This window comes from Bradyrhizobium sp. LCT2, from assembly GCF_009931255.1.
Lineage (GTDB): Bacteria > Pseudomonadota > Alphaproteobacteria > Rhizobiales > Xanthobacteraceae > Bradyrhizobium > Bradyrhizobium diazoefficiens.
The window spans coordinates 5,713,508-5,740,460 of the sequence record NZ_CP034432.1 but is presented as its reverse complement, the minus strand read 5'-3'; the positions used below and the strand labels follow the sequence as shown (position 1 = coordinate 5,740,460).

Below are 26,953 nucleotides of genomic sequence, written 5' to 3'. Positions count from 1 at the left end.
GCGACACCCGGGACTTCTGCCTCACAGCTGTTTCTCGAAAAACAGATCCGGATAGGGATCGTCATTGAACCGCGGGATCTCGCGCCAGCCGGTGGTGCGGTAGAGCTGGCCGGCCTCGGGGAGGGCGCTGTTGGTGTCGAGCCGCAGCAGCGCGATGCCGAGCTCGCGCGCCGCGTCTTCGGCCGCGTCCATCAGGCGACGGCCGAGCCGCAATCCGCGCGCGGCGGGGGCGACCCACAGCCGCTTGATCTCGGCATAGCCGTGATCGGTTCCCTTCAGCCCGACACAGCCGGTCGGCAGCGTGTCCGACATCGCGACGATGAAGGTTCCGCGCGGCCGGCGCATGTCCTTGGCATCGGGATCGCGCGACAGCGAAACGTCAAAGCCCTGTTTAAAACGACGGCTGAGCTCCGCGTAATATTCGCCGAGGCAATAGCGCGCCTCCTCGGATCGCGGGTCCGTCTCGTCGAGCGCAACGCGCTCGCGTGTCAGCGCGGAGGCGATCATGTCCATGGCCGCCAGCAGCGCATCGCGCTGCGAATGGTGGGCGAGGAAACTTTCTGCCTGCGTATTCGACAGCGCCTCGTAGGCCGCGAACTCGCGCCGGCCCGTGCGTGTGAGTTTTGCCACGCGGCGGCGCGCATCGTCCGCATGCGCCGTGGTCTCGACCAGCCCTTCGTCCTCGAGGCTGCGCAACAGCCGGCTCATCAGCCCGGAATCGAGCCCGAGATAGTCGCGGATCTCGGCCACGTCCGAACGTCCGTGCCCGATTGCGTTGAGCACGCGCGCGGCGCCGAGCGGCCGGCCACGACCGAGGAACGAGGTGTCGAGCGCGCCGACGGCGGAGGTGACGGCACGGTTGAAGCGGCGAACGCGTGAGACGGGATCGAGCATGATATCTGACTTTAGTCAGATATCGTCTCTTGGTCAATTGGAGTGGCTGGCCTCACTTTGCCAGCGTCAGCAGCGGCTTGTCCTTCGCGACGATATAGGTCGCAAGCTCGCTCGCGGTCCCAGTGCCCACGTTCTTCGCCGCATGCACCGTGCCGGACGGGATGAACAGCACGTCGCCGGCCTTCAGCGTCACCGGTGGCTTGCCTTCGACGGCGTATTCGATGGCGCCTGACAGCACGTAGATGATTTCTTCGCCCGGATGGGTGTGCCGGCCGAACGCCACGCCGGGGGCGAGGTCGACGCGCACCTGCACGGCTTCGCGGCCGGGCGCGCTGAGATCGTGGCGCTGGAGGTCGGTGCGCGTGACACCGGCCGGCTGCGCCGCTACCGGCAGCGTGAACAGGTTTGCGGCCAGTACGGCTGCGCTGGCGAGGATACGCACGGCGGGCAAAAGACGATGGCTCATGGTCGGCTCCGTGTGGTCGCTGGATTGATCGCACCGCGCGAGCCCGGCCGATGCCGGCCGGTTCCCGCGTCGTGGCGCTTCAGACGAGGGTGGTGGTCACCTCGATGTTGCCGTGCACCGCCTTGGAGTACGGGCAGATGCCGTGCGCGGCTTCGATCAGCTCCTGCGCCACCGCACGGTCGACGCCGGGGACGCTGACGTCGAGACGGGCGCGCAAGAAGAAGGCGCCGTTCGCATTGTTGAGGTCGATCGCGGTGTCGACCGACGGTTCGCTCGGCAGCTTGACCTTGCGCTGGGCGGCGGCGAGCCCGAGCGCGCCGAGGTAGCAGGCCGACCAGGCGGCGGCGAACAGGTTTTCGGCGGCCGGATGCGGCTGCGCCAACTTGATGTCGAGGAAGCCGTCGCTGGAGTGCGCGGCACCATCGGAGCCTGAGGTGACGTGGGTCTTGCCGGTAAAGAGAAGCTTGGCAGCGGATGACATGGCGGGGTCCTTTTTTATCGTATCCGATCTAATCGGATGCGCCATGAAATAAACCCGCCGCATCCGCCGGTCAAGATCTTCCGATTTAATCGGATACGATTTATATCGGTTGGCAGATCACGAATTGCGGAGGTTCCCGTGGCCCGTTCCCCCAAAGCCGCCGGCAAAGGCCGAAAGCTGTCGAATTTCCTGTGCTTTGCGGTCTATTCGGCCAATCTCGCCTTCGGCCGTGCCTACAAGCCCCTGTTGGACACGGTCGGGCTGACCTACACCCAGTACATCGCCCTGGTGGCGCTGTCGGAGGAGGACGAGCAGACCGTCAGCGCGCTCGGCGAGAAGCTGTTCCTGGAATCCAACACGCTGACGCCGATCCTGAAGAAGCTCGAGCAGACGGGTTACATCAGGCGCCACCGTGATCCCGCCGACGAGCGGCAGGTGCGGGTGAGCCTGACGCCGGGCGGGCGCAAGCTGATCGAACAGGATCTCGGCGAGTCCCTGATCGAGGCGACCGGCCTCGGCGACGATTTTCCGGTGGTGCAGAAGACGGTGAGCACATTGCGCGACAATCTGCTGCGCGCGACCCAAACGGGTGCAGAGAAGAAGCGCTGAGCGGGGCGGGCTTCTGCAGGGAAGCCGGAGGCGGCGTCCGCCTCCGGCGCAAGCACGAGGGAAAAGCGCTCCGCTTCAGCTGCAGACCGTGCGCGGAATCATCCATGTCGCAAAGGTCTGCCAAATCCCGTCTTCGCGACGGCGCTGGTAGGCGACGAAGTCGGCTCCGTCACCATGCACGAGTTCATAGCGATGAGATTTGGCGGCTGTCGTGGTGTTCGGTGAGCTCATAAAACACTCCATCTCGATTGGACTTTGCCTTGAGCTAGTTGCGGTGCAGCACAAGTCCATGGGAGGAACATCACGTTATGGCGAGGGCGGCGCAGCGAGGCTCTAGTCCAGCCCCAGCATCTTGCGTGATTTGCGCGTCAGCTTGGCCACGATCAGCGCATGGGCCTGCGCCAGATAGGCGGTGAGCTCGGCATCCGGCAGGGCGTTGTTGCTGACGAGCTGCACCCATTTGGCGCGAGCCAGATACGGCGCCGGACGTGCCACGCCGTGCTCGATCAGGATTGCATAGGCCATGTCCGAGACCTTGAACATGTAGCCGCCGGAGCCCGCGGCAAAGCCGCCGCCGAGCGCGAACATCTTGCCGCCGACCTTGAACACGGAGGTGCCTTCCCACTGCACCACCTTGGTGGCGGCGGGCAGGCGCAGGCAGCGCGCTTCGAAGCTTTTCGGAGTCATGGCGCGAGCGATAGCACGCCGCGCGCGGCTTGCAATGCGCGCGCTTGCTGCTTGCAATGCGCGCGCTAGCGGCCGAGCGCCGCGAAGGCGGCAATGGTGCGGTCCACCGCCGCTCCGTCGATGTGGCGATGGGTGACGAGCCGGAGCTGCGAGGGGCCGCTGGCCTGCACCAGGATGCCGCGCTGCTTCACGCCCTCGGCCCATGCGGCGGCCTCGCGTCCGCTTGCGGAGACGTCGATGCGCAGGATGTTGGTCTGCACCTGGTCGGGATCAGCGAGTGCCGGGTCGAGCCAGCTCAAGGCCGCGGCGAGCCGCCTTGCTGCCGCGTGATCCTTGGAGAGGCGCTCGATCATCGTCTCCAGCGCGACGAGGCCCGCGGCTGCGACGACACCGGACTGGCGCATGGTGCCGCCGACGAGTTTCCGCAAGGTGCGCGCCCGTGCGACGAACTCCGCGGTACCGCACAGAAGGCTGCCGACCGGCGCGCTCAGGCCTTTGGACAGGCAGACCATCACGCTGTCGGCATGCTCGGCGATCCGTGCCGCCGGCGCGCCGAGCGCGACCGAGGCATTGAACAGGCGGGCGCCGTCCAGATGCACGGGGATCCCGTTGCTCTGTCCGAGCGCGTGAATTCGCATCATGTGCGGCAGGGGCAGCACGGCGCCGCCGGCGCCGTTATGCGTCGTCTCCATTGCGATCAGGCCGGGACGTTCCGAGCCGCGGATCGCGTCTGCAAGCGCCGCTTCGTCCATTGCGCCGCGACGGCTCGGCATGGGCTTCGGCACCAGCCCCGCGATCGTCACGACGCTGCCGAGCTCGGAGTTGAGCAGGTGCGCACCAGCGTCGGCGAATACCTCTGCGCTGCGCTCGGCATGGGCGAGCATCGCCAGGAGATTGCCCATCGTGCCGCTCGGCACGAACAGGGCAGCTTCCTTGCCGGTCAACGCGGCGCCGCGCGCTTCGAGCGCGCGGACGGTCGGGTCGCCCTCGCGGCCGTCGTCGCCGAGCGGGGCCCGCTGCATGCGCTCCAGCATCGCGGCCGTCGGTAGCGTGACGGTGTCGCTGCGCAGATCGACGACGCCGTCGCGGCCTCTCTCTTGCGCGACCATCAGGCGTCCTGCACTTGCAGGCCGGCCGCCGTCGGCTGGGTCTCATCGGCGGCCATGTCGCCGGCAAACTTTTCGACCAGCTTCACCGCGACCGTGTTGCCGAACACGTTGATCGCGGTGCGGCCCATGTCGAGGAAGGCGTCGACGCCGGCGATGACCGCGAGCGCCTCGATCGGCAGCCCGATCGCCGACAGCACCATGGCGATGGCGACGAGCCCGCCGGAGGGGACGTTGGCGCTGCCCTTGCTCGCGATCGTCGTGACCATGACGATGGTGAACAGCGTCGACCAGGTCAGCGTCACGCCATAGGCTTCCGCGAGGAAAGTGACGGCGAGGGCAAAATACATGATGGCGCCGTCGCGGTTGAAGGCATAGCCGAGCGGCAGCACCACCGAGACGATGCGCTCTGAGGCGCCCATCGCCCGCAGCTTCTCCATGTGCAGCGGCAGGGTCACTTCCGAGGAGCGGGTGGAGAAGGCCAGGATCATCGGCTCCATCACCGCCTTGGTGACGACGAGCGGCTTCTCGCCGATCGCAAGCAGCATCAGCCAGAAGATCGCGACCATGATCGCAAGGCCCAGATACATCACGCCGACGAGCTTGGCGAGCGCGATCACGGTGGCTAGGCCTTGCGTCGCGAACAGCCACGCCATCACCGCGAAGATGGCGATCGGAGCGAGCGAGGTGATCCATTTGGTGATCTTGAACATCGCCGCCATCACCGCCTCGAGCACGGCCACCATGGGCTCGCCGACCTTGCCGCTAGAGGCGAGTGCGAGCCCGAACAGAATGGCGAAGACGAGCGTCGGGAGAATCTTCTGCTCGGCCATCGCCGCGACGATGTTGGAGGGGATCATGTCCATGAAGAACTTGATCCAGTCCACCGACACCGCGAGGTTCTGCGGCACCTTGCCGGTCGCGGCCAGCGGGGCGCCGGCGCCGGGATGGAAGGCGGCGTTGAGGAGCAGGCCGATCAGGATCGAGATCACGGTGGCGAGGTAGAAATAGCCGAGGCTGATCGCGGCGACGCGCCCCAGGACCTTCAACTCGCTCCCCATGCGGTAGAGGCCGAGCGTGACGGCTGCGAACACCACGGGAATGACGATCATCTTCACCGCCTCGACGAAGGCGGTGCCGATCGGCCGCAGGCTCGCGCCGAAATCCGGCCAGAGCAGGCCGACGCCGAGGCCCAGCACCAATCCGAGCAGCATCTGGAACACGAGCGGCAATCTGAACAGCAGCCGGTTCATGCGTGGTGGTCTCCTTGTCCCGGATATTGCGTGCGGATCGCGCCCAGCGCGGTGAGGCGAGCCTCGAATGCGGACGACAGATGCCGCCACATGCGCTGCTGCGCGGCGTCAGGATCGTGCGCTTCGATGGCCGCGTAGATATCGAGATGCTCGCTGACGGCCTGGCGCGTGCGCTCGACGCTGTATTGCCGCATCTTCTGGAGGGCGAGGCCGCTCTGCGCGCGCAGATTGTCGTAGGACTGCGCCAGCCGGCCATTGCCGGTCGCGCGAAAGAGTTCGTCGTGGAAGGCCCAGCCGACCTGCTGCGCCTCCTCGACATCGAGGTTTTCGCGCGACTGAATGCTGCGCAGCTCCCCGGCGCATTGGCGCAGCGGCTCCGTCGGCCCGCGCGTCGCGGCGAGATAGGCGGCCATGCCTTCGAGCGCGAGTCGCAATTCATGAATCTCGCGCAGATCGTCGAAGGACATCTGGCGCAGGAAGGTGCCGCGCATCGGATGGATGGTGAGCAGGCCGTCCCTGGCGAGCGCCTTCAGCGCCTCGCGGATCGGGGTGCGGCCCAGCGCCAGGCGGCTCGACAGGCTGCGTTCGGAGAGGGGTTCGTCAGGCGCAAACTCGCCTGACACGACGAGGTCGCGGAGCAGGGCATAGGCGCGGTCGCGGTCGAGGGAGGCGGTGGGCATAACTGACATACCAGCGGCATGTCAGAGGAATGTCAAGCGGGCCTACTGATTTTGCTGGTGAAACGAACCAAGGGCGGCACCCGAGCTCAGCCTGAAGCTGGCGTGACGGCGTCGCGGGCGCGCCAGGCGTCGGGAACGACGAACACCTCGTCGGCGCGGCCGTAGCCGCCGTCGGGGACTTCCTCGATCAGCACCATCGTGTGCGGCCGCGCCGCTTCGCCGAAATAGTCGACGAACAGCGCGGTGAGGCGATGCACGATCTCCGCCTTCTGGGTGCGAGACAGCGCGGCTTGCGGAATCTTGATGTTGGCGAAAGGCATGATGGGTCTCTCCGTGTGATGCGATCGTGCCGTGCGTCAGACCACGCCGCCATTGGCGCGGATGACCTGGCCGTTGATCCAGCCGCCATCGCGACCGGTGAGGAAGGCGACGATTCCTGCGATGTCGTCGGGCTGGCCGAGGCGGCCGAACGGGTTCATGGCGGCAATGGCGCGCACCTGCTGCTCGCTCTTGCCTTCGAGGAACAGCCGGGTCTCGACCGGCCCGGGCGCCACCGCGTTGACGGTGATGCGCCGGCTGCCGAGCTCCTTGGCGAGGATGTGCGTCATGGTTTCGACCGCGGCCTTGGTCGCGGCGTAGACGCCGTAGCCGGGCTGGTAGAGACCGACCACGCTGGAGGAGAAGCTGACGATGCGGCCGCCGTCGCGAATCCGCCGCGCCGCCTCGCGCAAGGACCGGAACACGCTTCCGAGATTGATCGACGTTTGCCGCGCGAACGCTTCATCGGTCACCTCGGCGAGCGGCCCGAGCTCGATGATGCCGGCATTGTTGACGAGGATGTCGACGCCGCCGAAGGCGCGCTCGGCCGCATCGAACAGCCGCGAAGGGGTTGCCGAATCGGCGAGGTCGGCCTGCACGGCGATGGCGCGCCCGCCGGCGGCCTCGATCTCGGCGACGAGCGCATCGGCAGCCGCGCGGCCGCTCGCATAGTTGATCGCGACCGCAATCCCGCCCTGCGCCAGCCGGCGGGCGATCGCTGCGCCGATGCCGCGGGAGCCGCCGGTCACGATGGCGGCGCGCTGATGTTGGTGGGTCATGGCAGGTCTCCTCGTTGTCTTCAGCCGGAGATTTAGCTGATCGCCGTGGCCGGATAATCGCCTCAGACTTGCCATCACTTGTCGGCTGTGGTGAACAATCGGCCATGGACCGATTTGACGCCATGCGTCTGTTCGTTCGCCTCGTCGAGCGGCAGAGTTTTACGGCTGCGGCCGCCGATCTCGGCATTCCCCGCTCGACGGCGAGCGAGGTCTTGCGCGGCCTGGAGTCGCGCTTGGGCGCGCGCCTGCTCGACCGCACGACGCGGCATGTCACGCCGACGCTCGACGGCGAGGACTACTACCGCCGCTGCGTCGCGATCCTGGCCGAGGTCGAGGAAGCGGAAACTGCGATGCGCGATGCGCGGCCGCGCGGCCTGCTCCGCATCGACGCCCATCCCTTGCTGACCCGCACCTTCATCCTGCCGCACCTGCCGGCATTCCTGGCGCGCTATCCGCAGCTCGACTTGCAGATCGGGCAGGGCGACCGCCTGGTCGATCTCGTGCGTGAAGGCATCGATTGCGTGATCCGGTCGGGCGAGCCGGAGGACAGCGGGATGATCCTGCGCCGCCTCGGCACGATCGCCGAGATCACGGTGGCGAGCCCGGCCTATCTCGCCAGCCACGGCGTGCCTATGGCGCCTGATACGCTCGACGGCCATCAGATGGTCGCCTTCGTCTCCTCGCGCACCGGCGATGTGCTGCCGCTGGAATTTTCCGTCGCCGGCGCGCTGCATCACGTCGTGCTGCCGAGCCGGGTTCGCGTCAACAATTCCGACACCATGGCCGATCTCGCACGGCTCGGCTTCGGCCTCGCCCAGGCCCCCCGCTATCGCTTCGCGGATGATCTCGCCAGCGGCGCGCTGGTCGAGGTGCTCGCCGACTATCCGCCGTCACCGACGCCGCTCTCCGCGCTGTACCTGCAAAACCGCCAGCCCGCACTGCGCCTGCGCGTCTTCCTCGACTGGATATCGGGCATTTTTGCCGAGGCGAAGCTTTGATGTGACTCGTAGCCCGGGTGAGCGAAGCGATACCCGGGACCGCCGCCCGCACGAATCCCGGATATCGCTTCGCTCATCCGGGCTACAAGAGCTTGCGTTGCCCGACGGGCAAAACATCCAAGCTGCGGGTCAATCCGCTCAAGCGAAAATATTCCACTTTACCGAAATTCGGCTTTGGCGTATTCGTGCGCCACCTCATCCCGGTCAGAGGGGCGTATCGCGATCGTCACGACACGCGGGGTGAGCTGCGGTGGACGCTAGTCACATCGGCGCGATAGGCATCGCAGGGCGGGCAACCGTGAGCGAACGCCGTCGCGCACACGACCGGTGTGATCTGCGTACGGCAAAACCGTGTCGTCCTGGCGCCCGGGGTCTGTGCGCCAAGTCTTGTGGTGATGCGGCGGCCCGACCGGGCACGCGCATCAGCGATCCGCACGGCGACGGGGGCAATAGTGCATCGCTCCCCGGGGAGAACGCGGCATAAGCCGTCAAACCACTGAGCAGGGAAGGCCGTGTGTTGGGCTTCACCTGTATGCCGCTGTGCAGCTTCCTGTAGCGCAACCTTCGCACAGTGGACCGTGGGTGCCCGGCCGGCACCCGGCCTTCCCTGCGCCCTCTGACATCGGAGGGTGTCGCGATGAAGCAAAGCTCGGGCGAAGCAAGCCGCGAGGATGCGAAGATGTGTCTGCGATTGGGAAATCCGACTTGTCGCGAGCACCAATTTATCACCGTCACCCTGAGGTGCTCGTCCTGCGATGTATCGCAGGGCGAGCCTCGAAGGGCGACGGCCCGGCTGCATCCCGGCCGTTCATCCTTCGAGGCTCGGCTTGCGATGCATTCGCACCGCAAGCCTCGCACCTCAGGATGACGGAACAGTCACTCTCTACATCGTTGGCCAACTGCGCCGCTTTGTGAGTTGTGCCGGAGCGCCACGCGGTTACGATACACTTGAGGTTCCCGTCGAACACAGGGGCCGACATTGTGACCGGGAGGCGACATGAGCGGGCAGGAGCGCAAGGTGAAGGGATCGGACCTGTTTGTCGCGGCGCTGGAGAATGAAGGCGTCGACCGCATTTTCGGCGTTCCCGGCGAGGAAAACCTCGATTTCGTGGAATCGCTCCGCACCTCCAAAATTGAGCTCGTCCTGACCCGCCACGAGCAGGCGGCGGCCTTCATGGCTGCCACCCATGGCCGGCTCACCGGGAAGCCCGGCGTCTGTCTCTCGACGCTCGGCCCCGGGGCGCTCAATCTGTCCACGGGCGCGGCCTATGCGCATCTCGGCGCGATGCCGATGATCCTGATCACCGGCCAGAAGCCGATCATGAGCAGCCGGCAGGCGCGTTTCCAGATCGTGGACGTGGTCGCGACCATGAAGCCGCTGACAAAGCTGTCGCGGCAGATCATCAGCGCCTCCAGCATCCCGACCGTGGTGCGCGATGCCTTTCGCGTGGCGATGGAGGAACGGCCGGGGCCGGTGCATCTCGAACTGCCCGAGGACATCGCGGGCGACGAAGTGCCGGCCGCTCCCGTGATTCCGATCCATCCGATCGAAATTCCGGTCGCCCACCGCGCCGCGCTCGATCGTGCCGCCGAGATGATTCTCGCTGCAAGGCATCCGCTGGTGATGATGGGCGCTGCGACCAGCCGGCCACGATCGACCCACGGCATCGCGAGCTTCGTGCGGCGAACCGGCATTCCCTTTTTCACCACGCAGATGGGGAAGGGCACCGTGCCCGGCGGCACAAATCTCTATATGGGCACCGCGGCGCTGTCGGAGCGCGACTATGTCCACGACGCGATCGACGCCGCCGATCTGATCGTGGCGATCGGTCACGACCCGATCGAGAAGCCGCCCTTCATCATGGGGCCGTCGGGCCCGAAGGTTATTCACGTCAGCTACACGTCGGCCAGCGTCGAGCAGGTCTATTTCCCGGATGCCGAGGTTGTCGGCGACGTGGGCCCGAGTCTGGAGCTGCTCGCCGACCGGCTCGAAGGCAAGCTGCCGCAGGCCGCGGCGCTGCTGCCGCTCCGTGAGGAGATCCTCAGGCATATCGCCGACCGCGCCACCGAGGCGCGCTGGCCGCCGACGCCGCAGCGGATCGTGCACGACATTCGCCAGGTGATCCCGGAGAACGGCATCGTCGCGCTCGACAACGGCATGTACAAGATCTGGTTCGCGCGCAACTACCGCACCCGCGTCGCCAACACGCTGTTGTTGGACAACGCGCTGGCGACGATGGGCGCAGGCCTGCCGTCGGCGATGATGGCGGCGATGCTCTATCCCGATCGCCGCGTGCTCGCGGTCGCCGGCGACGGCGGATTCATGATGAACAGCCAGGAGATGGAAACCGCCGTCCGCCTCAAGCTCAACCTGGTCGTGCTGGTGCTGGAGGACAACGCCTACGGCATGATCCGCTGGAAGCAGGCCGTCGATCATTTCGCCGATTTCGGCATGACCTTTGGCAATCCCGATTTCGCCCTCTACGCGAAGGCCTATGGGGCCAAGGGGCATCGCATCGCGAGCATCGACAGCTTCGGCCCGACGCTGGATGCCGCGTTCAGGGAAGGCGGCGTGCACCTGGTCTCGATCCCGATCGATTATTCGGAGAACGTGCGGGTGCTCGTGGATGAGCTGCGGGCTCACGAGAAGTCGAAGGCGTGATTGATGGGGCGAAGCTATTTCGACATCGTCATTGCGAGCGCAGCGAAGCAATCCAGGCTGCCTCCGCGGAGAGACTCTGGATTGCTTCGCTGCGCTCGCAATGACGGAGGTCTCGGCAAAGACCTCCTGCTAACATGACAGCCTCACTTGTGCCGCAGCCACTGATCCCCGACACTCTCAATCACCCAACCAGCCACAGGAATATGAAATGACTCGCGTTCGCTGTATCACCGAGATGGGCATGGGCGTCGACGTTCACGGCAGGGACGCCACCAAGGCGGCGAAGCGGGCGGTGTCGGATGCCATCCGGCATTCGAGCCTCGGTTTCTTCCGGATGATCGGCAAGACCGCGAACGACATGTTCGTCGATGTCACGATCGGAGTGCCCAACCCCGAGGCGGTGGACAAGGAAGCCGTTGCGAAGGAGCTGCCCTACGGCACCGTGACCGTGACTGCGGTCAAGGGCGGGCTTGAGATACCCTCGGCCACGGAGGTGGCCAACGACCCCATCCTCATCGCCAATGCCGCCGTCATCGTCAGCTTCGACAAGGAGTAGGCCGGTGTCCGACAGCGATGAGGCGCTGCTGGATCGCCCGATCTGGAGCGCGCTGACAACGAGCCAGAAGCATCTGGCGGAGGGCGGCCCGCGAGCGCTGCGCTATCCTGTGGACATGACGCCGTTTGCCGACATGGCCGACATGTCCGCGGCAAGTTTTGCTGCGCTCCGTGATCTCCTGTCGGGCTCGCAGGTTGCAGCGCTGTTCACGCCGGAGCCGGTCGAAATGCCCGCCGGTTTCAAGGTGGTGCTGGCCGAGACCGGCGAGCAGATGATCGGCTCGCCCGCTGACAGTTCGCTGCGCGACGCCGAGATCGTCAAATTAAGCGCCGCCGACGTTCCCGCCATGATGGCGCTGACGGATCTGACGAAGCCCGGTCCATTCGCACTGCGTACGCATGAGCTCGGCACATTCCTCGGCATCCGCGTCAGCGGGGAATTGGTCGCGATGACCGGCGAGCGGATGAAGCCGGGAAGGTTCGTCGAAATGACAGCCGTCTGCGTCCATCCGGACTATCGCGGGCGCGGCTATGCGCAGGCGCTGCTCGCGGCGGTCGCGCGCCGGATCGAGGCGCGCGGCGAGATTCCGTTCCTGCACGTGTTTTCCGGCAACGCGTCCGCGATCGCGCTGTACCAGCGACACGGCATGCGAATTCGGCGGCGCCTGTACGTCACTGCGTTCATGAAGGAGGGATAGGCTCCCTCAAGGACCGCCCTTCATTTCCTTCGAATTCACGCTATATCCGTCCCAACCACAATTGGGGGAAACACATGGACGCCAGGACAACCGATTTTTCCGCCGTACGGACGGCGATGCAGCGCTACGTCGATCAGGAGATCATTCCCGGCGTGTCCTGGGCGGTGCTGCGCGGCCGGGAGGTCGTTGACCAGCAATGCGTCGGGCTTGCCGACCGCGAAGCGAAAACCGCGCTCCGGACCGACCACATTTTCCGCGCGTTTTCGAATACCAAGATCTTCGTCACGTGCGCGATCATGCTTCTGGTGGAAGAGGGCCGCATCGGGCTTGACGATGTCGTCGAAAAATTCTTGCCGCAGCTCGGCAATCGCAAGGTGCTGAAGCAGGGCGCTTTGAGCCTTGCCGATGTCGAGCCGGCGAAGGGCTCGATCACGATCCGCCAGCTCCTGACCCACACCTCCGGCCTCAGCTACGGCATCTTCGACCCCGGCACGGTGCTGTTCAAAGGCTATAACGAGGCGGGCGTGCTTAATCCGTTGACGCCGCTGACCGACATGATCGACAAGCTTGTCGATCTGCCGCTGTCCTATCGTCCCGGAACGGGCTGGGAATATTCGGTGGCGACCGACGTGCTCGGCCGCGTCGTCGAGGTCGTCTCCGGAAAATCCCTCGATGCCTTCCTCAAGGCGCGCATTTTCGATTCCCTCGGCATGACCGATACCGGCTTCTACGTGCCCGAAGCGCAGCAGGGCAGGCTGGTCGCGCTCTACACCGGCGCCGACGTGCTCGATCCGATGAAGCCCGGCCTGACGCGGGCCGACAATCTGCCTTACCCGCAGGCCTATCGCCGTCCGTTCCCGCGGCTCTCGGGCGGCGGCGGTCTGGTCTCGACCCTGCCGGACATGCTTGCGCTGGTGCGCGCCTTGGTGCCCGGGTCAGATACACTGCTGAAGCCGGAGACGCTGCGGCAGATGATGACGAACCAGCTGCCCGCAGGCCAGACCATCCGCTTTGCCAATCTCGGGCCGATGCCCGGCAAGGGTTTTGGTCTCGGCGGCGCCGTCACCTTCGCGCCGACGCCGTTCGATCCGCCGAATTCCACCGGCGAATTCCAGTGGGGCGGCCTTGCCGGCACGCATTGGTGGATCTGCCCGCAGGCGAATACCGCCGGCGTCCTGATGGCCCAGCGCTACATGGGCTTCTGGAATCCGTTCTTCTTCGAGTTCAAGCGCCTGGCCTACCAGGCGGTCGGAGGCTGACCGCGAAAAAAAATTGCAGGCCTCCGCGAATCCTTTTCGCCCGTCGCGTCCTCCTTGTCCTCGAGGCATTCCGCCTCGGCGCGTGTCGGAGGATGTGATGGGATTTTACAGGAAGAACATCGGTGGCGTGCATCAGGCGGTGCGGGTGGCGCTCGGAATTGCGGTCGGGATTGCCGCGTTCGCGTATCTGTCCGGGCTTGCGGCGTGGCTGGTCGCGCTCGGCGGCGCAGGCTTCGCGCTGACCGGCCTCGTCGGCTACTGCCCGATGTGCGCGATGGCCGGGATCGGACGAGGAGGCGTGTCGTGAGTGCGGCTGCGATCTCGCCCAATCTATTCGAGGCTGCGCGGCTCGGCGATCCCGAGGCGATCGCGGCGCTGCTCGCGACGGCGCAGCCCGATATCCGCCGCTACGCGCGCGCGACCTGCCGCAGCTCGGCGGATGCCGAGGATGCGACGCAGGAGGCGCTGTGGATCCTGTTCCGCCATGTCGGCACCATCCGCTCGCTGCTGGCGCTGTCCGCCTGGCTGTTCAGCGTGGTTCGGCGCGAATGCCTGCGGCTCGCGCGCAAGGCCGGCCTTATGCCGGCCATCGATGCGAGTGACGCGGAGGCCGCACTGCTGTCGCGGCCCGAGGCCGATTTGCGGCTCGACGTGGCCGCGGCCTTCGAGGCGCTGCCGCTGCACTATCGCGACGTCGCGCTGATGCGCGACGTCAAGGAGATGACCATCGACGAAATCGCCGTCGCACTCGGCGCGTCCAGGCAGACCGTCAAGGCACGCCTACATCGCGCCCGCGCATTGATGCGCGAATATCTGACGAGATGAGACATGACCGATTATCAAAACCCCGATGACCTGAAATCCGTCCCGGCCTTCGTCGCGCTCGCGCCGGTCGAGGCCAACGCCTTCCTCGCCTTCAATCATGCCGTCGAGCGCAAGGACGGCTTGATCCCGCCGAAATATCGCGAGCTGATTTCGCTCGCGGTCGCGCTCACCACGCAATGCGCCTATTGCCTCGACGTGCATACGGCGCAGGCGGCGAAAGCCGGTGCGACGCGCGAGGAGGTCGCGGAAGCTGCGTTGATCGCCGCTGCGGTCCGCGCCGGCGGCACGCTCGGCCATGCGCTGTTGGCGCAGCGCCTGTTCGAGCGATATCGAGGTGAAACCACGGGATGAACGCGCATCGGGGGCTCGGTCGTCCGCGTGAATAATTATCTCGGCCTCGATGGATTTCGTTACGGCTGGGTCGCAGCTTGGATCGACGAGCACGGCGATCACGGCTTCGACTATTCGCCGGGGCTGACGCGATTGCTCGCGATGCCACACGCGCGCGCGATGATCGACATGCCGATTGGGTTGAACGTGAGCGGCTATCGAACATGCGACCTGCGTGCGCGCGAACTGGTCGGCCCCGCCGTGTTTCTCGGCGCGCGCCGCGACCTCTGGAGATTTCCCGACATGGCGGCAGCCAATCGGCACTACTGGAAGCACGAGGGCGAGGGCAGGGGCGTGTCGGCGCAGCTCTGGAACATCAGGGACAAGATCAGGGAGGTCGACGAGATCATGACGCCGGCACGGCAGGCCACGATCGGCGAGGCGCATCCGGAATTGATCTTCTGGAATCTCGCCGGCCGCCTGCTGCTCGAGAGCAAGGCATCAGCGCAGGGCCGCGAACAACGCATCGCGCTACTGGAGCAACGCGGCTTCACACGCTTGCGAAAATGGCTGACGCAGCGTCACGGCACCGGCATCGGACGTGACGATCTCATCGACGCCTGCGCCTGCGCGGTCGCGGCGCGCGACAGCACGCAGTCGGTCGGCGATGGCGAGATCGATCCGCGCGGATTGCGAATGGAGATCAACTATTGAGGCGACCGGCCGCCAAGGCGCGCTCGGGATAAAGCGGCAATTTATTTGACAGATATAGGAACTGTCGATGGTCGGCCCGCGTTCCCCGTGCGAAGAGATTACAGAGATGCTCGTGCGATGAATGATACCAGTCAATTCGCGACCGCGCTGCTCGCGCTCGTTTTCACCGGAGCCCTGCTCGTCACCGGGCAGCGCTTCATCGAGCAACGTGCGCAGCGCGATATCGTGTATGCGACAAGTCACTTGCTGCGGCCGCTGTGATCCGGCTTCAGTGCGAAAAGATCGTGTGACCTCTGCATCGGCCTTGTGCCGTTCGTCCGCTCGCCTAGATTAGGCGACAATCTCACGAACGATGCCGGGGTCCCGATGTACGATCTCTCCGCCTTTCCCATCACCAGACGCTGGCCGGCAAGGCATCCGGAGCTGCTTCAGCTCTATTCGTTGCCGACGCCGAACGGCGTCAAGGTGTCGATCATGCTGGAGGAGATCGGGCTTCCCTACGAGGTCCATCTTGTCGATTTCGGCAAGGACGACCAGAAGACGCCCGAGTTTCTGTCGCTCAATCCGAACGGCAAGATCCCGGCGATCCTCGATCCCAACGGTCCCGGCGGCAGGCCGCTGCCGCTGTTCGAGTCCGGGGCGATTCTGCAATATCTAGCGGAGAAGACCGGCAAGCTGTTGCCGCAGGATGCCGCGCGCCGCTACCAGGCGATCCAGTGGGTGCATTTCCAGATGGGCGGGATCGGGCCGATGTTCGGCCAGGTCGGTTTCTTCCACAAATTCGCCGGCAAGGATTTCGAGGACAAGCGGCCGCTCGAACGCTACGTGGGCGAGTCCAGGCGCCTGCTCGGCGTGATGGAGACGCATCTGGCCGGCCGGCAATGGTTCATGGATGACGACTACACCATCGCCGACATCTCGATGCTTGGCTGGGTGCGCAACCTCATCGGCTTCTACGGCGCCGGTGATCTCGTCGAATTCACCCAGTTCAAATCGGTTGCCGCATGGCTCGAACGGGGACTCGCGCGTCCGGCGGTGCAACGTGGGCTCAATATTCCGAAGCGGCCGTGAAACTAGCTCAGCGCCTTGTAGGTCATGTAGAGCGCCATCAGCGAGACGAGGGCGATCATGACCCGGCGCAGCACCGATTTGCTGACCCCATTGGCCATGCGTGCGCCGAGATCGGTGCCGACCCAGAGGCCGGCAACGATGCCGATGATGGCCGGCCAGCCGACCATGAGCCCCTTGCTCCAGTAGATCCACGCCGCTGGAATGTTGGTCGGGATCACCGAGAAGACGAGGCTGACGAGTTGCGCCTGGTGCTGCGGCACGCGCAGGCCCGCGGCAAGGCCGACGGTGATCGCCAGGCCGCCGCCGATCCCCATGAAGCCGGAGGAAAAGCCGGCCAGCGCGCCGATGAGGAACAGCGGGAGCCAGGGCAGTTCGGCAGGATCGCCGGCCTCGCCAGCTCCGTCCTTGCGGTCGCGGCGCAGCAGCAGGGCTGCGATCAGCAGAGCGAGGTAGACGACGTAGGTCCATTGCAGCACTGCGTCGGACACGCCGGCCGCGGCATAGCCGCCGCCCGCGCCACCGACGAGAAATCCGATGCCGATCCAGACGATCCATTGCAGCGGACTGCGATTGCCGCTCTGCCAGTAGCGGCGCACTCCGGCGAAACCGGTCGGTGGGACCTGCGTGATCAGCGAGGTGCCCTGGGCGACGTGCTGCTCCGCGCCGAGCAGCAGAACGGAGAAGATCACGAGACCGCCGCCCGGGCTCGTGCCCATGAAGCCCGATGTCACGCCGCCGACGAGGCCGACGCCGATGCCTGCGAGCAGTTCGTAAATCCAGGACATCGCTCAAGCCCGGGTTCGTCGCTTGACGTCCGGCTTCGTCGTGCGGAAGCCGTCGATCACGCCATCGACAGCCGCCATGCAGGCATCGACGTCAAAGTCCTCGCCCCAGCATTTTTGCAGCACAAAGCCCTGGAAGATAGCGATCAACACGCGCGCGATGGCGTCGGCGCCGAGGTCGCGCCTGATGAGGCCGTCGTGCTGGGCGCGCTCGACCAGCGCCACGATCAGGGCGCGCGGCATCTCGATGCCCTCGACGACGCTGGTGCGGACGCGGCGGTTACGCAGCGCCTCGGCCCAGCCATGGATGCCGACGCGCCGCCGCGCTTCGCCGGCGGGATCGGTGAGCCATTGCGCGTAGACGCGGACCAGCGCGTGAAGTCCTTCGATCGGATCACCCGATCCCTGCGCGACCGAGTTGAGCACGGCTTCGCGGCGGTGCCGGTCGTCGGCGAGCGCCTCGATCAGGTCGTCCTTGCTCTGGAAGTAGAGATAGACCGCGCCATGGCTCAGCCCCGACCGCTTCACGATGTCGGCCATGCCGGTCTGGTGAAAGCCATTCTCGGCGAAGCAGGCGAGGGCGGCCTCGAGGATCTGCCGTCGCCGGCCTTCACGCTGCTTGTCGCTGATCTTCGGCATCGGAGCCTCCGCAAATAACTGACTGATCGATCGTTTTAGCGATTCATCGAGGGCAGCTTGATTATTGGCGGGTATAATAAAAAACGATCAGTCAGTCATTTTTAGATCAACGACGGGTTTTGGTCAAGTCTCGATGGCTCCGAGCCGGGGAACAGGAGACGTAAACGGATGGCGAGCCGCCGACAGACGCAACGGCTCGGCTCGCGACCGTGTGCCGCTAGAACAGCCGTCCGCCGTTCGGCACCGGCTTGCCCGGCTGCACCAGCACGACCTTGCCGTCGGCATCGGGAAATCCGAGCGTCAGCACTTCCGATACGACCGGCCCGATCTGGCGCGGGGGAAAATTGACGACGGCCGCGACCTGTTGCCCCACCAGCGTCTCGAGCGGATGGTTCTCGGTGATCTGCGCCGAGCTCTTGCGCACGCCGATCGCCGGGCCGAAGTCGATCCACAGCCGCCAGGCCGGCTTGCGCGCCTCCGGGAACGGCTTGGCATCGACGATGGTGCCGACGCGGATATCGACCGCGAGGAAGCTGTTGAAGTCGATGGTCGGCGACGGGGCCGCGGCGGGATCGTGGGTGACGTGCATGATGAGTCCGTTGACAGAGTTTGTAAGCTTCGCTCGCAATATTGTCGCGCGAACCGGAGTTTCGTACAACGCCGCAGCCGAAGCATCACGCATGCGAGAGGAACGTCTTGCCCAACATCATCTACGGCATCAAGAACTGCGACACCATGAAGAAGGCGCGCGCCTGGCTCGACAGCCATGGCGTTGCCTATGAGTTTCACGACTACAAGACGGCGGGCGTCGAGAAGGACAAGCTCAAGCAGTGGAGCGACAAGCTCGGCTGGGAGATTCTGCTCAATCGTGCCGGCACGACCTTCAAGAAGCTGCCCGACGCCGACAGGGAGGGTCTTACCGAGAAGAAGGCACTGGCGTTGATGCTAGCGCAACCATCGATGATCAAGCGTCCGGTGCTGGAAGTCGGCGGCAAGCTGCTGGTCGGCTTCAAGCCGGACATCTACGCCAAGGAAGTCAGGGCGAAGTAAGTCGGCGCCAAATCGCGCTGAAGGCTAGTTCAGCTCGATGATCTCGGTGGCGTCGGCGGGACCGGACTGGTCCGCGAACTCGACGACGTCGGCGGCCGCGATACGGCCGGGGGCGCGATGAAAGAGGTCGCGATCGATCACGGCGCGCAGCTTCGGTCGCGGCGGCGCGTCATTTCCGCGCATCAGATTCTTGATCTCGAAGCCGCCGTCCTCGCAGAAGGTCTTGAGCGAGGCGATGATGTGACAGACCTTTCCGTCGGTCAGGAACGGCAACAGCAGGCGTTCGTAGGCGACGTTGCGCCCGTAGATGTCGTCGACGTCGGCAACGCTGTAGACCGGAAGCCCGCGCGCGACGCATTCGTAATAGATGGGCATCACGAAGGGCACGAGCCGCGGCCCGATATATTCATCCAGCGGCACGCCCTTGCCGGTATGTCCATAAGCGCGCGATATCCGCGTGCCTTCGCTCTGGATGACGAGGCGCGGCACCGGAGTTGAGCTGTCCACCGTGTAATAGATGAGATCGGACAGCTCTTCCTCGAGCCGCGCGGGCTGGTACTCCCAGATCGCCGGCGCGATCTGCTGGCGCGCATAGAGTCGCAGCCACGTGTTCAGGAGATCACGCTGCCTGATCGACTTGACGGCGGAGGGAGCGGCGCTTGCGAAATCCAAAACAATATTCCCGGCAGATCGAAACCCGCGCATCATCCATGCCGCGGGAAAATTTTCTATGAAGGCTGGCGCGCGGGACGAAAGACCGTTAACGACGGCTTGACGACCGGTGCTTTCTTGAACCGGAAGGCCGGGCAGGCGTGACATCAAAACATCTCCGACTAAGGGAGCATTTGTATCCCAGCCGGAGACCTGATCTGCTCAGCTTTCCGCCTTGCCTAACCCCCGTCACCTCCGGCATATTCCGCGCCCGGAGGCGGCGTTCCGGGAAGGCTCCAAGGCCTCCTGAAAGCCGAAGCAACAAGGACAGCCACGCGGGTCGCGCGGGCAGGGGGAAATCTGTTTGGCCGATGAGTTCATTCTCGAAACGGAAGGCTTGACCAAGGAGTTCGCGGGCTTCTTCGCTGTCCGCGACGTTGCGCTCAAGGTCCGCCGTGGGAGCATTCACGCGTTGATCGGCCCGAACGGCGCCGGCAAGACGACGTGCTTCAATCTTTTGACCAAGTTCCTCAGGCCGTCCGCCGGGAAGATCCTGTACAAGGGACAGGACATCACCGCGATGGCGCCGGCCGACGTGGCCCGCATGGGACTGGTGCGATCGTTCCAGATCTCGGCGGTGTTTCCGCATATGACCGCATTGGAAAACGTTCGCGTCGCGCTTCAGCGCCAGCACGGCAGTTCCTTCGATTTCTGGCGCTCCAAGTCCGTGCTCAACCGTTTCAACGATCGCGCACGCGATCTGTTGAACGATGTCGGCCTCAGCGAGTTTGCCAATACGCCTGCGGTCGAGATGCCCTACGGGCGCAAGCGCGCACTCGAGATTGCAACCACGCTCGCGCTCGACCCCGAGATGATGCTGCTGGACGAGCCGATGGCCGGCATGGGCCACGAGGACATCGACAAGATCGCGGCGCTGATCAAGCGCATCTCCGCGAAATACACCATCCTGATGGTCGAGCATAATCTGAGCGTCGTGGCGAATCTCTCCGACATCATCACCGTGCTGACGCGCGGGCAGGTTCTCGCGCAGGGCCATTACAGCGAGCTCACCAAGGACGAACGCGTCAAGGAAGCCTATCTGGGAGCCGGTCATGCCTGACACTGCGATCGCCGAGGCTCCGGCAAAGGCTGCGAGCGGCGGAAACATCCTCCAGGTCCGCAACCTCGAGGCCTGGTATGGCGAGTCCCACATCCTGCATGGGATCAATTTCGACGTGAACGCGGGCGAGGTTGTCACCCTGCTCGGGCGTAACGGCGCCGGCAAGACGACCACGCTGAAGTCGATCATGGGCATCATCGGCAAGCGTACCGGCTCGGTGAAGTTCAACAACCAGGAGATCATCCGCACGACCTCCGATAAGATCGCGCGCATGGGCATCGCGTTCTGCCCGGAAGAGCGGGGGATATTCTCCAGCCTCGACGTGCGGGAGAATTTGTTGTTGCCGCCAGTGGTCCGCGAAGGCGGACTGCCGCTCGAGCAGATCTTCGACCTGTTTCCGAACCTGAAGGAGCGGCTCAACAGCCAGGGCACGAAGTTGTCCGGCGGCGAGCAGCAGATGCTGGCGATCGCGCGCATCCTGCGCACCGGTGCGAGCTTCCTGATGCTGGACGAGCCGACCGAAGGGTTGGCGCCAGTCATCATCCAGCAGATCGGCCACACCATTGCGCGGCTCAAGAAGGAGGGCTTTACGATCCTCCTGGTCGAGCAGAACTTCCGGTTCGCATCCACCGTTGCCGACCGCTACTACGTGGTCGAGCACGGCAAGATCATTGACGGATTTTCCAATGCGGAGCTTGCCGCCAACATGGACAAGCTCCACACTTATCTCGGCGTCTAGGCATGATCCGGAAGGTGTGAAGCGATTTTCCGAAAAGATCATGCTTAAACAGAAGAACTGCCAACGAGAAAATTCAAAAAGGAAAGTTGCATGAAGACCAGGTCGATTGCATCATTGCTGCTGACCACCGCGCTCACCTTCGCCGCAGCCGGCGTCGCGTCCGCGCAGGACAAGACCGTCAAGATCGGCGCGCTGTCCGATCAGTCAGGACTCTATGCCGATCTCGGCGGCCCCGGCTCGACGCTCGCAGCGCAGATGGCCGTTGAAGATTCCGGCCTTACCGCCAAGGGCTGGAAGATCGACATTGTCTCCGGCGATCACCAGAACAAGCCCGACATCGGCACCGCGATCGCGCGGCAGTGGTTCGACGTCGACAAGATCGATGTCATCGTGGACGTGCCGAATTCCGGTGTGGCGCTCGCCGTCAACAACGTCATCAAGGAAAAGAACGGCGTCTACATCAACTCTGGTGCGGCGACCTCCGACCTCACCAACGCGCAGTGCTCACCCAACACCGTGCATTGGACCTACGACACGTACATGCTGGCCCACACCACGGGCCAGGCGCTGGTGAAGGCGGGTGGCGACAGCTGGTTCTTCCTGACCGCGGACTACGCCTTCGGTGCGGCGCTCGAGCGCGATACAACGGCCGTTGTCACCGCCAATGGCGGCAAGGTGGTCGGCGGCGTGAAGCATCCGCTGAACACGCCGGACTTCTCGTCCTTCCTGCTCCAGGCGCAGGCCTCCAAGGCCAAGATCATCGGCCTTGCCAATGCCGGCGGCGACACCACCAACGCCATCAAGCAGGCGGCCGAGTTCGGCATCGTCAAGGGCGGCCAGAAGCTCGCCGCGCTCCTGCTGTTCCTCACCGACGTCAAGGCGATCGGTCTGGAGACCGCGCAGGGCCTCAACTTCACCGAGACGTTCTACTGGGACATGAACGACCAGACCCGGGCGTTCTCGAAGCGCTTCGCCTCGAAAATGAAGAACAACGCGCCGCCGACCATGGTGCAGGCCGGCGTCTATGCCGGCGTGCGCCACTATCTCAAGGCGCTGGACGCACTCGGCGGCAATCCTCACGACGGCGTCAAGGTCGTCGAGAAGATGAAGTCGATGCCGACGGAGGACGATCTGTTCGGCAAGGGCGAGATCCAGCCGAACGGCCGCACCATCCACAGCGCCTATCTGTTCGAGGTCAAGAAGCCCTCGGAGTCCAAGGGCCCGTGGGACTTCTACAAGCTGGTCGGCACGGTGCCGGGCGATCAGGCCTTCACGCCGCTGTCCGAGAGCAAGTGCGCGCTGTTGAAGAAGTAGGATAACGGCCCGCAGGCCTTTGAGGCCTGCGGGCGACTTTCAGGGGAACGCCGAAGGGACCGGGTGCGGGATCGATGCAGGCACTTTACGCTCAGCTACTGGTGGGACTGATCAACGGCTCGTTCTACGCGCTGCTCAGTCTCGGGCTTGCCGTGATCTTCGGCATGCTCAACATCATCAATTTCGCCCACGGCGCGCTCTACATGATGGGCGCCTTCGTCGCCTATTTCCTGCTGAACAATGATTATCTCAGTATCGGCTACTGGCCGGCATTGATCGTCGCTCCGATCGTCGTCGGCATCTTCGGCATGATCCTGGAACGGACCATGCTGCAATGGCTGACCGGGCTTGACCATCTCTACGGCCTGCTGCTGACCTTCGGCATTGCGCTGATCGTGCAGGGCGTGTTCCAGAACTATTTTGGATCGTCGGGCCTGCCTTATGCCATTCCTGACCAGCTCAAGGGCGGCATGAATCTCGGCTTCATGTTCCTTCCGGTCTATCGCGGCTGGGTCGTCGTGTTCTCGCTTATCGTGTGTCTGGCGACCTGGTACCTGATCGAGAAGACGCGGCTCGGCGCTTACCTCCGCGCCGCGACCGAAAACCCGACGCTGGTCCGCGCCTTCGGCATAAACGTGCCGCGCATGATCACGCTGACCTACGGTCTCGGCGTCGGCCTTGCCGCGCTCGCCGGCGTGCTCTCGGCGCCGATCAACCAGGTGCGGCCGCTGATGGGCGCCGACCTCATCATCGTCGTGTTTGCCGTGGTGGTGATCGGCGGCATGGGATCGATCATGGGCTCGATCATCACCGGTTTCGCTCTCGGCGTGATCGAGGGCCTGACCAAGTATTTCTACCCCGAGGCCTCCAACACCGTCGTGTTCGTGCTGATGGTGCTGGTGCTCTTGGTGAAGCCATCGGGATTGACGGGAAGGGCGGCCTGATATGACAGCCTTGACGGACGATACGCTGCGGGCGACCCCGCGCGCGATGCGTGACGAGATGATCGTGTTTGCGGTGATGGCGCTGCTGCTGGCGTCGGTGCCGTTCACGGGGGTCTATCCGTTCTTCGTGATGCAGGCGCTGTGCTTCGCGCTCCTCGCCTGCGCCTTCAACCTTCTGATCGGCTATGGCGGCCTGCTGTCGTTCGGCCACGCGATGTTCTTAGGCACGGCCGGCTATTGCAGCGCGCATGCGCTGAAGGTGTGGGCGTTGCCGCCGGAGCTCGGCATCCTCGTCGGCGTCGCCGGTGCTTTCGTGCTCTCGATCGTGACCGGCTACATCTCGATCCGCCGCCAGGGCATCTATTTCTCGATGATCACGCTGGCGCTGTCGCAGCTCCTGTACTTCATCTACCTCCAGGCGCCGTTCACCCATGGCGAAGACGGCATTCAGGGCATTCCGCAGGGGCACATGTTCGGCGTCCTCGATCTCTCCAAGCCGACGGTCCTGTACTACGTCGTGCTGGTCGGCTTCCTCGCCGGCTTCCTGTTGATCTTCCGCATCATCAACTCGCCGTTCGGCGAGGTGTTGAAGTCGATCCGCGAGAACGAGCAGCGCGCGATCTCGCTGGGCTACCGGACCGACCAGTACAAGTTCCTGGCCTTCGTCCTGTCGGGCACGCTGGCCGGCTTCGCCGGATCGCTGAAGGTGTTCGTGGCGCAAAATGCCTCGCTCACCGACGTACACTGGTCGATGTCGGGCGAAGTCGTGCTGATGACGCTGGTCGGGGGTCTCGGGACCATCTTCGGACCCGTGGTCGGCGCCTTCGTGATCATCGCCATGCAGCAATATCTGGCGAGCTTCGGCCAATGGGTGACGGTGATCCAGGGCTCGATCTTCGTGATCTGCGTGCTCACCTTCCGCCGCGGCGTCGTCGGTGAAATCGCGCATTACTTCCGGCGTTCGCTCTAAGTAATTGATTTAAGGTCAATTTACCCGCTTCGTGAAAGTGGTGGATGATCCGGCACCGCGGGCGTGAGGTGGCACGCGCGCGGACCGAAAATGGTCTATGACAGTTTCGTGACGGCCCTTCCGGGCCGGGCCATTTCCAACCGGTAGTCTATCCCCATGATGCGATGGTTTCGCGCTTTCCTGCCCAAGGAAGAACGGTTCTTCGACCTGTTCGACCGACATGCCCAGACCGTGATCCAGGGCTCGATCGCGCTCCAGGGCATGCTCAACGGGGGCGAGGAGACGCCGGTCTATTGCCAGCGCGTCAACCAGTTCGAGAACGATGCCGACAACATCACCCGTGAGGTGCTGACGGCGGTGCGCCGCACCTTCATCACGCCGTTCGACCGCGGCGACATCAAGAACCTCATCACCTCGATGGACGATGCCATCGACCAGATGCAGCAGACCGCCAAGGCCGTGATGCTGTTCGAGGTCCGCGCCTTCGAGCCGCCGATGCGCGAGATCGGCGGGCTTCTGATCGAATGCGCCAATCTGGTCGGCCGTGCGCTGCCCCTGATGCAGCAGATCGGCAAGAACGTGGCCATGCTGACCGCCATCACGGAAGAGCTGACCAAGCTCGAGGGCCGGGTCGACGATCTCCACGACATCGGGATGAAGGAGCTGTTCCTCAAGCACCGCGACGGCAACGCGATGGATTTCATCGTCGGTGTCGAGATCTACGACCATCTCGAAAAGGTCGCCGATCGCTTCGATGACGTCGCAAACGAGATCAACAGCATCGTCATCGAGCAAGTGTAGCGCATGATCCGGAAAAATGTGCAGCGGTTTTCCTTCGCGACAAACGCGGAACGCGTTTGCGCGGAGATCATGCGAAAACTTTAAGGCAGGGGCCTCGCCGTGGATGCTGCGTTGGGTCTTCCCGTCCTGGTCGGACTGATCGCCGTCGCGCTGCTGTTCGACTTCTTGAACGGCCTGCATGACGCTGCCAATTCGATCGCGACCATCGTCTCGACCCGCGTGCTGCGGCCGCAATTCGCGGTGTTCTGGGCCGCTTTCTTCAATTTCGTCGCCTTCATGGTGTTCGGGCTGCACGTCGCCCAGACCATAGGCACCGGCATTATCGATCCCTCAATCGTCGATGCCCACGTGATCTTCGCGGCGCTGGTCGGCGCCATCGTCTGGAACCTCGTGACCTGGGCGCTCGGCATCCCGTCTTCGTCGTCGCATGCGCTGATCGGCGGGTTGTTCGGTGCCGGCGTGGCCAAAGCCGGGATTTCGGCGGCGGTCTGGAGCGGATTGTCCAAGACGGTGATCGCCATCGTGCTGTCTCCGCTGGTCGGCTTCCTGCTGGCGATGCTGCTGGTTGCGATCGTCTCCTGGGCCTCGGTGCGATCGACGCCCTTCGCCGTGGATCGCGCCTTCCGCATCCTGCAATTCGCCTCCGCCTCGCTCTATTCGCTCGGCCATGGCGGCAATGACGCGCAGAAGACCATGGGCATCATCGCCGTGCTGCTCTATTCACAGGGCCATCTCGGCAGCGAATTCTCGGTGCCGTTCTGGGTCGTGCTGTCCTGCCAGGCCGCGATGGCGATGGGCACGCTGATGGGCGGCTGGCGCATCGTCCGCACCATGGGCCTGCGCATCACGAAACTGACGCCGATGCAGGGCTTTTGCGCCGAAACCGGCGGCGCCGCGACCCTGTTCATGGCGACCTTCCTCGGGGTTCCCGTCTCGACCACCCACACCATCACCGGCGCCATCGTCGGCGTCGGCGCCGCCCGCCGCCTCTCGGCGGTGCGCTGGAACGTCGCCAGCTCGATCGTCTATGCCTGGGTGATCACGATGCCGGCCTCGGCGATCGTCGCCGCGCTGACCTGGTGGGCGGTCAGGATTTTCGTCAAGTAACGAACTTCAGCCCGATGATACCGGCAACGATCAGTCCGATGCTGGCCAGGCGAAGCGCGGTCGCCGGCTCGCCGAACAGGATGATCCCGAGCGTCGCCGTGCCGACCGCGCCGATGCCGGTCCACACCGCATAGGCGGTCCCGACGGGCAGCGATTTGAGCGCGAGCCCAAGCAGGATGACGCTGCCCGCCATCGCCGCGAGCGTGATGACGGAGGGAACAAGCCTGGTGAAACCCTCGGTGTATTTCAGGCCGATCGCCCAGGTGATCTCGAGAAGACCGGCGACGAACAGGATGCTCCAGGCCATGACGACCCTCCATTCAAGGCAGGGTCGTCCCCGCGGCTGATATGCTGGTGGATAGGAGGGCCGTCCCTCCCAAACGGCGATATGGGGCTGGCCGAAGGGCTCCGCAATTACCAAATCAGGCTTGATCCGGCCCATTTTCCCTGC

35 protein-coding genes are annotated in these 26,953 nt (G+C 64.6%); 20 read left to right on the top strand and 15 right to left on the bottom strand.

Annotation, left to right across the window (positions count from 1 at the left end):
* Positions 1-21: 21 nt before the first annotated feature.
* The 3 genes from EI171_RS27610 to EI171_RS27600 form a co-directional block, all read right to left on the bottom strand.
* A complete protein-coding gene (locus EI171_RS27610; RefSeq protein ID WP_161535205.1) occupies positions 22-894 on the bottom strand; it encodes a helix-turn-helix domain-containing GNAT family N-acetyltransferase in 873 nt (290 codons plus the stop codon).
* A gap of 52 nt (positions 895-946) precedes the next feature.
* On the bottom strand, positions 947-1,360 hold the full coding sequence (locus tag EI171_RS27605) for a cupin domain-containing protein (RefSeq protein ID WP_161535204.1): 414 nt from the start codon (positions 1,358-1,360) through the stop codon (positions 947-949).
* 79 nt (positions 1,361-1,439) lie between these two features.
* Complete coding sequence (locus EI171_RS27600; RefSeq protein WP_060913061.1) at positions 1,440-1,841, bottom strand: Ohr family peroxiredoxin; 402 nt, start codon at positions 1,839-1,841, stop codon at positions 1,440-1,442.
* A 138-nt stretch (positions 1,842-1,979) separates the two neighbouring features.
* Between EI171_RS27600 and EI171_RS27595 the strand changes: the two genes are divergently transcribed.
* The gene (locus EI171_RS27595) at positions 1,980-2,450 is read left to right on the top strand and encodes a MarR family winged helix-turn-helix transcriptional regulator (RefSeq protein WP_161535203.1); all 471 of its coding nucleotides are present in this window, start codon (positions 1,980-1,982) and stop codon (positions 2,448-2,450) included.
* Positions 2,451-2,525: 75 nt separating this feature from the next.
* Here the strand turns inward: EI171_RS27595 and EI171_RS44980 are convergent, their stop codons facing one another.
* From EI171_RS44980 to EI171_RS27565, 7 genes are all read right to left on the bottom strand, one after another.
* Positions 2,526-2,681, bottom strand: a complete 156-nt coding sequence (locus tag EI171_RS44980) for a hypothetical protein (protein ID WP_053815110.1) — start codon at positions 2,679-2,681, stop codon at positions 2,526-2,528.
* A 102-nt stretch (positions 2,682-2,783) separates the two neighbouring features.
* Positions 2,784-3,137 (bottom strand): MmcQ/YjbR family DNA-binding protein, encoded by a 354-nt coding sequence (locus EI171_RS27590; protein ID WP_028171033.1) that lies wholly within the window; start codon positions 3,135-3,137, stop codon positions 2,784-2,786.
* A 65-nt stretch (positions 3,138-3,202) separates the two neighbouring features.
* Complete coding sequence (locus EI171_RS27585) at positions 3,203-4,246, bottom strand: low specificity L-threonine aldolase (RefSeq protein WP_161535202.1); 1,044 nt, start codon at positions 4,244-4,246, stop codon at positions 3,203-3,205.
* Complete coding sequence (locus tag EI171_RS27580) at positions 4,246-5,496, bottom strand: dicarboxylate/amino acid:cation symporter (RefSeq protein ID WP_161535201.1); 1,251 nt, start codon at positions 5,494-5,496, stop codon at positions 4,246-4,248. The genes EI171_RS27585 and EI171_RS27580 overlap by 1 nt, the downstream gene beginning before the upstream one ends.
* Positions 5,493-6,176, bottom strand: coding sequence for a GntR family transcriptional regulator (locus EI171_RS27575; protein ID WP_246740269.1), 684 nt, complete (start codon positions 6,174-6,176; stop codon positions 5,493-5,495). Before EI171_RS27575 ends, EI171_RS27580 begins: the two co-directional genes overlap by 4 nt.
* A gap of 86 nt (positions 6,177-6,262) precedes the next feature.
* Positions 6,263-6,496: a 4-oxalocrotonate tautomerase family protein gene (locus EI171_RS27570; protein ID WP_011086795.1), complete on the bottom strand. Its 234-nt coding sequence runs from the start codon at positions 6,494-6,496 to the stop codon at positions 6,263-6,265.
* A 36-nt stretch (positions 6,497-6,532) separates the two neighbouring features.
* The gene (locus tag EI171_RS27565; protein WP_161535199.1) at positions 6,533-7,273 is read right to left on the bottom strand and encodes an SDR family oxidoreductase; all 741 of its coding nucleotides are present in this window, start codon (positions 7,271-7,273) and stop codon (positions 6,533-6,535) included.
* A gap of 104 nt (positions 7,274-7,377) precedes the next feature.
* On the opposite strand from EI171_RS27565, the gene EI171_RS27560 reads away from it, so the two are divergent.
* From EI171_RS27560 to EI171_RS27515, 11 genes are all read left to right on the top strand, one after another.
* On the top strand, positions 7,378-8,271 hold the full coding sequence (locus EI171_RS27560) for a LysR family transcriptional regulator (protein WP_161535198.1): 894 nt from the start codon (positions 7,378-7,380) through the stop codon (positions 8,269-8,271).
* 997 nt (positions 8,272-9,268) lie between these two features.
* Complete coding sequence (locus EI171_RS27555) at positions 9,269-10,933, top strand: acetolactate synthase large subunit (RefSeq protein WP_161535197.1); 1,665 nt, start codon at positions 9,269-9,271, stop codon at positions 10,931-10,933.
* A gap of 208 nt (positions 10,934-11,141) precedes the next feature.
* On the top strand, positions 11,142-11,489 hold the full coding sequence (locus EI171_RS27550; RefSeq protein ID WP_028171039.1) for a Lin0512 family protein: 348 nt from the start codon (positions 11,142-11,144) through the stop codon (positions 11,487-11,489).
* Positions 11,490-11,493: 4 nt separating this feature from the next.
* Positions 11,494-12,186, top strand: a complete 693-nt coding sequence (locus EI171_RS27545) for a GNAT family N-acetyltransferase (RefSeq protein ID WP_161535196.1) — start codon at positions 11,494-11,496, stop codon at positions 12,184-12,186.
* 74 nt (positions 12,187-12,260) lie between these two features.
* A complete protein-coding gene (locus tag EI171_RS27540) occupies positions 12,261-13,445 on the top strand; it encodes a serine hydrolase (protein ID WP_202633023.1) in 1,185 nt (394 codons plus the stop codon).
* 97 nt (positions 13,446-13,542) lie between these two features.
* Positions 13,543-13,752: a DUF2892 domain-containing protein gene (locus tag EI171_RS27535; protein WP_028171042.1), complete on the top strand. Its 210-nt coding sequence runs from the start codon at positions 13,543-13,545 to the stop codon at positions 13,750-13,752.
* Complete coding sequence (locus tag EI171_RS27530) at positions 13,749-14,270, top strand: RNA polymerase sigma factor (protein WP_161535195.1); 522 nt, start codon at positions 13,749-13,751, stop codon at positions 14,268-14,270. The genes EI171_RS27535 and EI171_RS27530 overlap by 4 nt, the downstream gene beginning before the upstream one ends.
* A 3-nt stretch (positions 14,271-14,273) precedes the next feature.
* On the top strand, positions 14,274-14,621 hold the full coding sequence (locus tag EI171_RS27525; RefSeq protein ID WP_161535194.1) for a carboxymuconolactone decarboxylase family protein: 348 nt from the start codon (positions 14,274-14,276) through the stop codon (positions 14,619-14,621).
* 27 nt (positions 14,622-14,648) lie between these two features.
* A complete protein-coding gene (locus tag EI171_RS27520; RefSeq protein WP_161535193.1) occupies positions 14,649-15,314 on the top strand; it encodes a DUF429 domain-containing protein in 666 nt (221 codons plus the stop codon).
* Between the two features lie 117 nt (positions 15,315-15,431).
* Entirely contained in the window at positions 15,432-15,575 is a 144-nt protein-coding gene (locus EI171_RS44975; RefSeq protein ID WP_165448151.1) for a hypothetical protein, read from the top strand.
* 105 nt (positions 15,576-15,680) lie between these two features.
* A complete protein-coding gene (locus tag EI171_RS27515; protein ID WP_161535192.1) occupies positions 15,681-16,385 on the top strand; it encodes a glutathione S-transferase family protein in 705 nt (234 codons plus the stop codon).
* Between the two features lie 2 nt (positions 16,386-16,387).
* Here EI171_RS27515 and EI171_RS27510 read toward each other — a convergent pair whose 3' ends face one another.
* From EI171_RS27510 to EI171_RS27500, 3 genes are all read right to left on the bottom strand, one after another.
* Positions 16,388-17,170: a sulfite exporter TauE/SafE family protein gene (locus EI171_RS27510; RefSeq protein WP_161535191.1), complete on the bottom strand. Its 783-nt coding sequence runs from the start codon at positions 17,168-17,170 to the stop codon at positions 16,388-16,390.
* Between the two features lie 3 nt (positions 17,171-17,173).
* A complete protein-coding gene (locus EI171_RS27505; RefSeq protein WP_028171048.1) occupies positions 17,174-17,806 on the bottom strand; it encodes a TetR/AcrR family transcriptional regulator in 633 nt (210 codons plus the stop codon).
* A 217-nt stretch (positions 17,807-18,023) separates the two neighbouring features.
* Positions 18,024-18,395 carry a tRNA-binding protein gene (locus EI171_RS27500; RefSeq protein ID WP_011086810.1) on the bottom strand — a complete coding sequence of 124 codons (372 nt, stop codon included), beginning with the start codon at positions 18,393-18,395 and terminating at the stop codon, positions 18,024-18,026.
* Positions 18,396-18,502: 107 nt separating this feature from the next.
* Here EI171_RS27500 and EI171_RS27495 point away from each other — a divergent pair, with 107 nt between their 5' ends.
* Positions 18,503-18,856 carry an ArsC family reductase gene (locus EI171_RS27495; RefSeq protein ID WP_060911712.1) on the top strand — a complete coding sequence of 118 codons (354 nt, stop codon included), beginning with the start codon at positions 18,503-18,505 and terminating at the stop codon, positions 18,854-18,856.
* A gap of 24 nt (positions 18,857-18,880) precedes the next feature.
* Here EI171_RS27495 and EI171_RS27490 read toward each other — a convergent pair whose 3' ends face one another.
* Positions 18,881-19,561, bottom strand: coding sequence for a hypothetical protein (locus tag EI171_RS27490; protein WP_161535190.1), 681 nt, complete (start codon positions 19,559-19,561; stop codon positions 18,881-18,883).
* Positions 19,562-19,871: 310 nt separating this feature from the next.
* On the opposite strand from EI171_RS27490, the gene EI171_RS27485 reads away from it, so the two are divergent.
* From EI171_RS27485 to EI171_RS27455, 7 genes are all read left to right on the top strand, one after another.
* Positions 19,872-20,627 carry an ABC transporter ATP-binding protein gene (locus EI171_RS27485; RefSeq protein WP_011086813.1) on the top strand — a complete coding sequence of 252 codons (756 nt, stop codon included), beginning with the start codon at positions 19,872-19,874 and terminating at the stop codon, positions 20,625-20,627.
* A complete protein-coding gene (locus tag EI171_RS27480) occupies positions 20,620-21,366 on the top strand; it encodes an ABC transporter ATP-binding protein (protein ID WP_060911715.1) in 747 nt (248 codons plus the stop codon). Before EI171_RS27485 ends, EI171_RS27480 begins: the two co-directional genes overlap by 8 nt.
* 90 nt (positions 21,367-21,456) lie before the next feature.
* Positions 21,457-22,680 (top strand): ABC transporter substrate-binding protein, encoded by a 1,224-nt coding sequence (locus EI171_RS27475; protein ID WP_011086815.1) that lies wholly within the window; start codon positions 21,457-21,459, stop codon positions 22,678-22,680.
* Positions 22,681-22,754: 74 nt separating this feature from the next.
* Entirely contained in the window at positions 22,755-23,624 is an 870-nt protein-coding gene (locus EI171_RS27470) for a branched-chain amino acid ABC transporter permease (protein ID WP_011086816.1), read from the top strand.
* A 1-nt stretch (position 23,625) separates the two neighbouring features.
* Complete coding sequence (locus tag EI171_RS27465; protein WP_011086817.1) at positions 23,626-24,594, top strand: branched-chain amino acid ABC transporter permease; 969 nt, start codon at positions 23,626-23,628, stop codon at positions 24,592-24,594.
* Between the two features lie 156 nt (positions 24,595-24,750).
* Positions 24,751-25,395 (top strand): DUF47 domain-containing protein, encoded by a 645-nt coding sequence (locus tag EI171_RS27460; RefSeq protein WP_011086818.1) that lies wholly within the window; start codon positions 24,751-24,753, stop codon positions 25,393-25,395.
* A gap of 99 nt (positions 25,396-25,494) precedes the next feature.
* A complete protein-coding gene (locus EI171_RS27455) occupies positions 25,495-26,502 on the top strand; it encodes an inorganic phosphate transporter (protein WP_011086819.1) in 1,008 nt (335 codons plus the stop codon).
* Here EI171_RS27455 and sugE read toward each other — a convergent pair.
* Positions 26,495-26,809 (bottom strand): quaternary ammonium compound efflux SMR transporter SugE, encoded by a 315-nt coding sequence (sugE, locus tag EI171_RS27450; protein WP_161535189.1) that lies wholly within the window; start codon positions 26,807-26,809, stop codon positions 26,495-26,497. The two genes, EI171_RS27455 and sugE, sit on opposite strands and share 8 nt — an antisense overlap.
* Between the last annotated feature and the right edge of the window lie 144 nt (positions 26,810-26,953).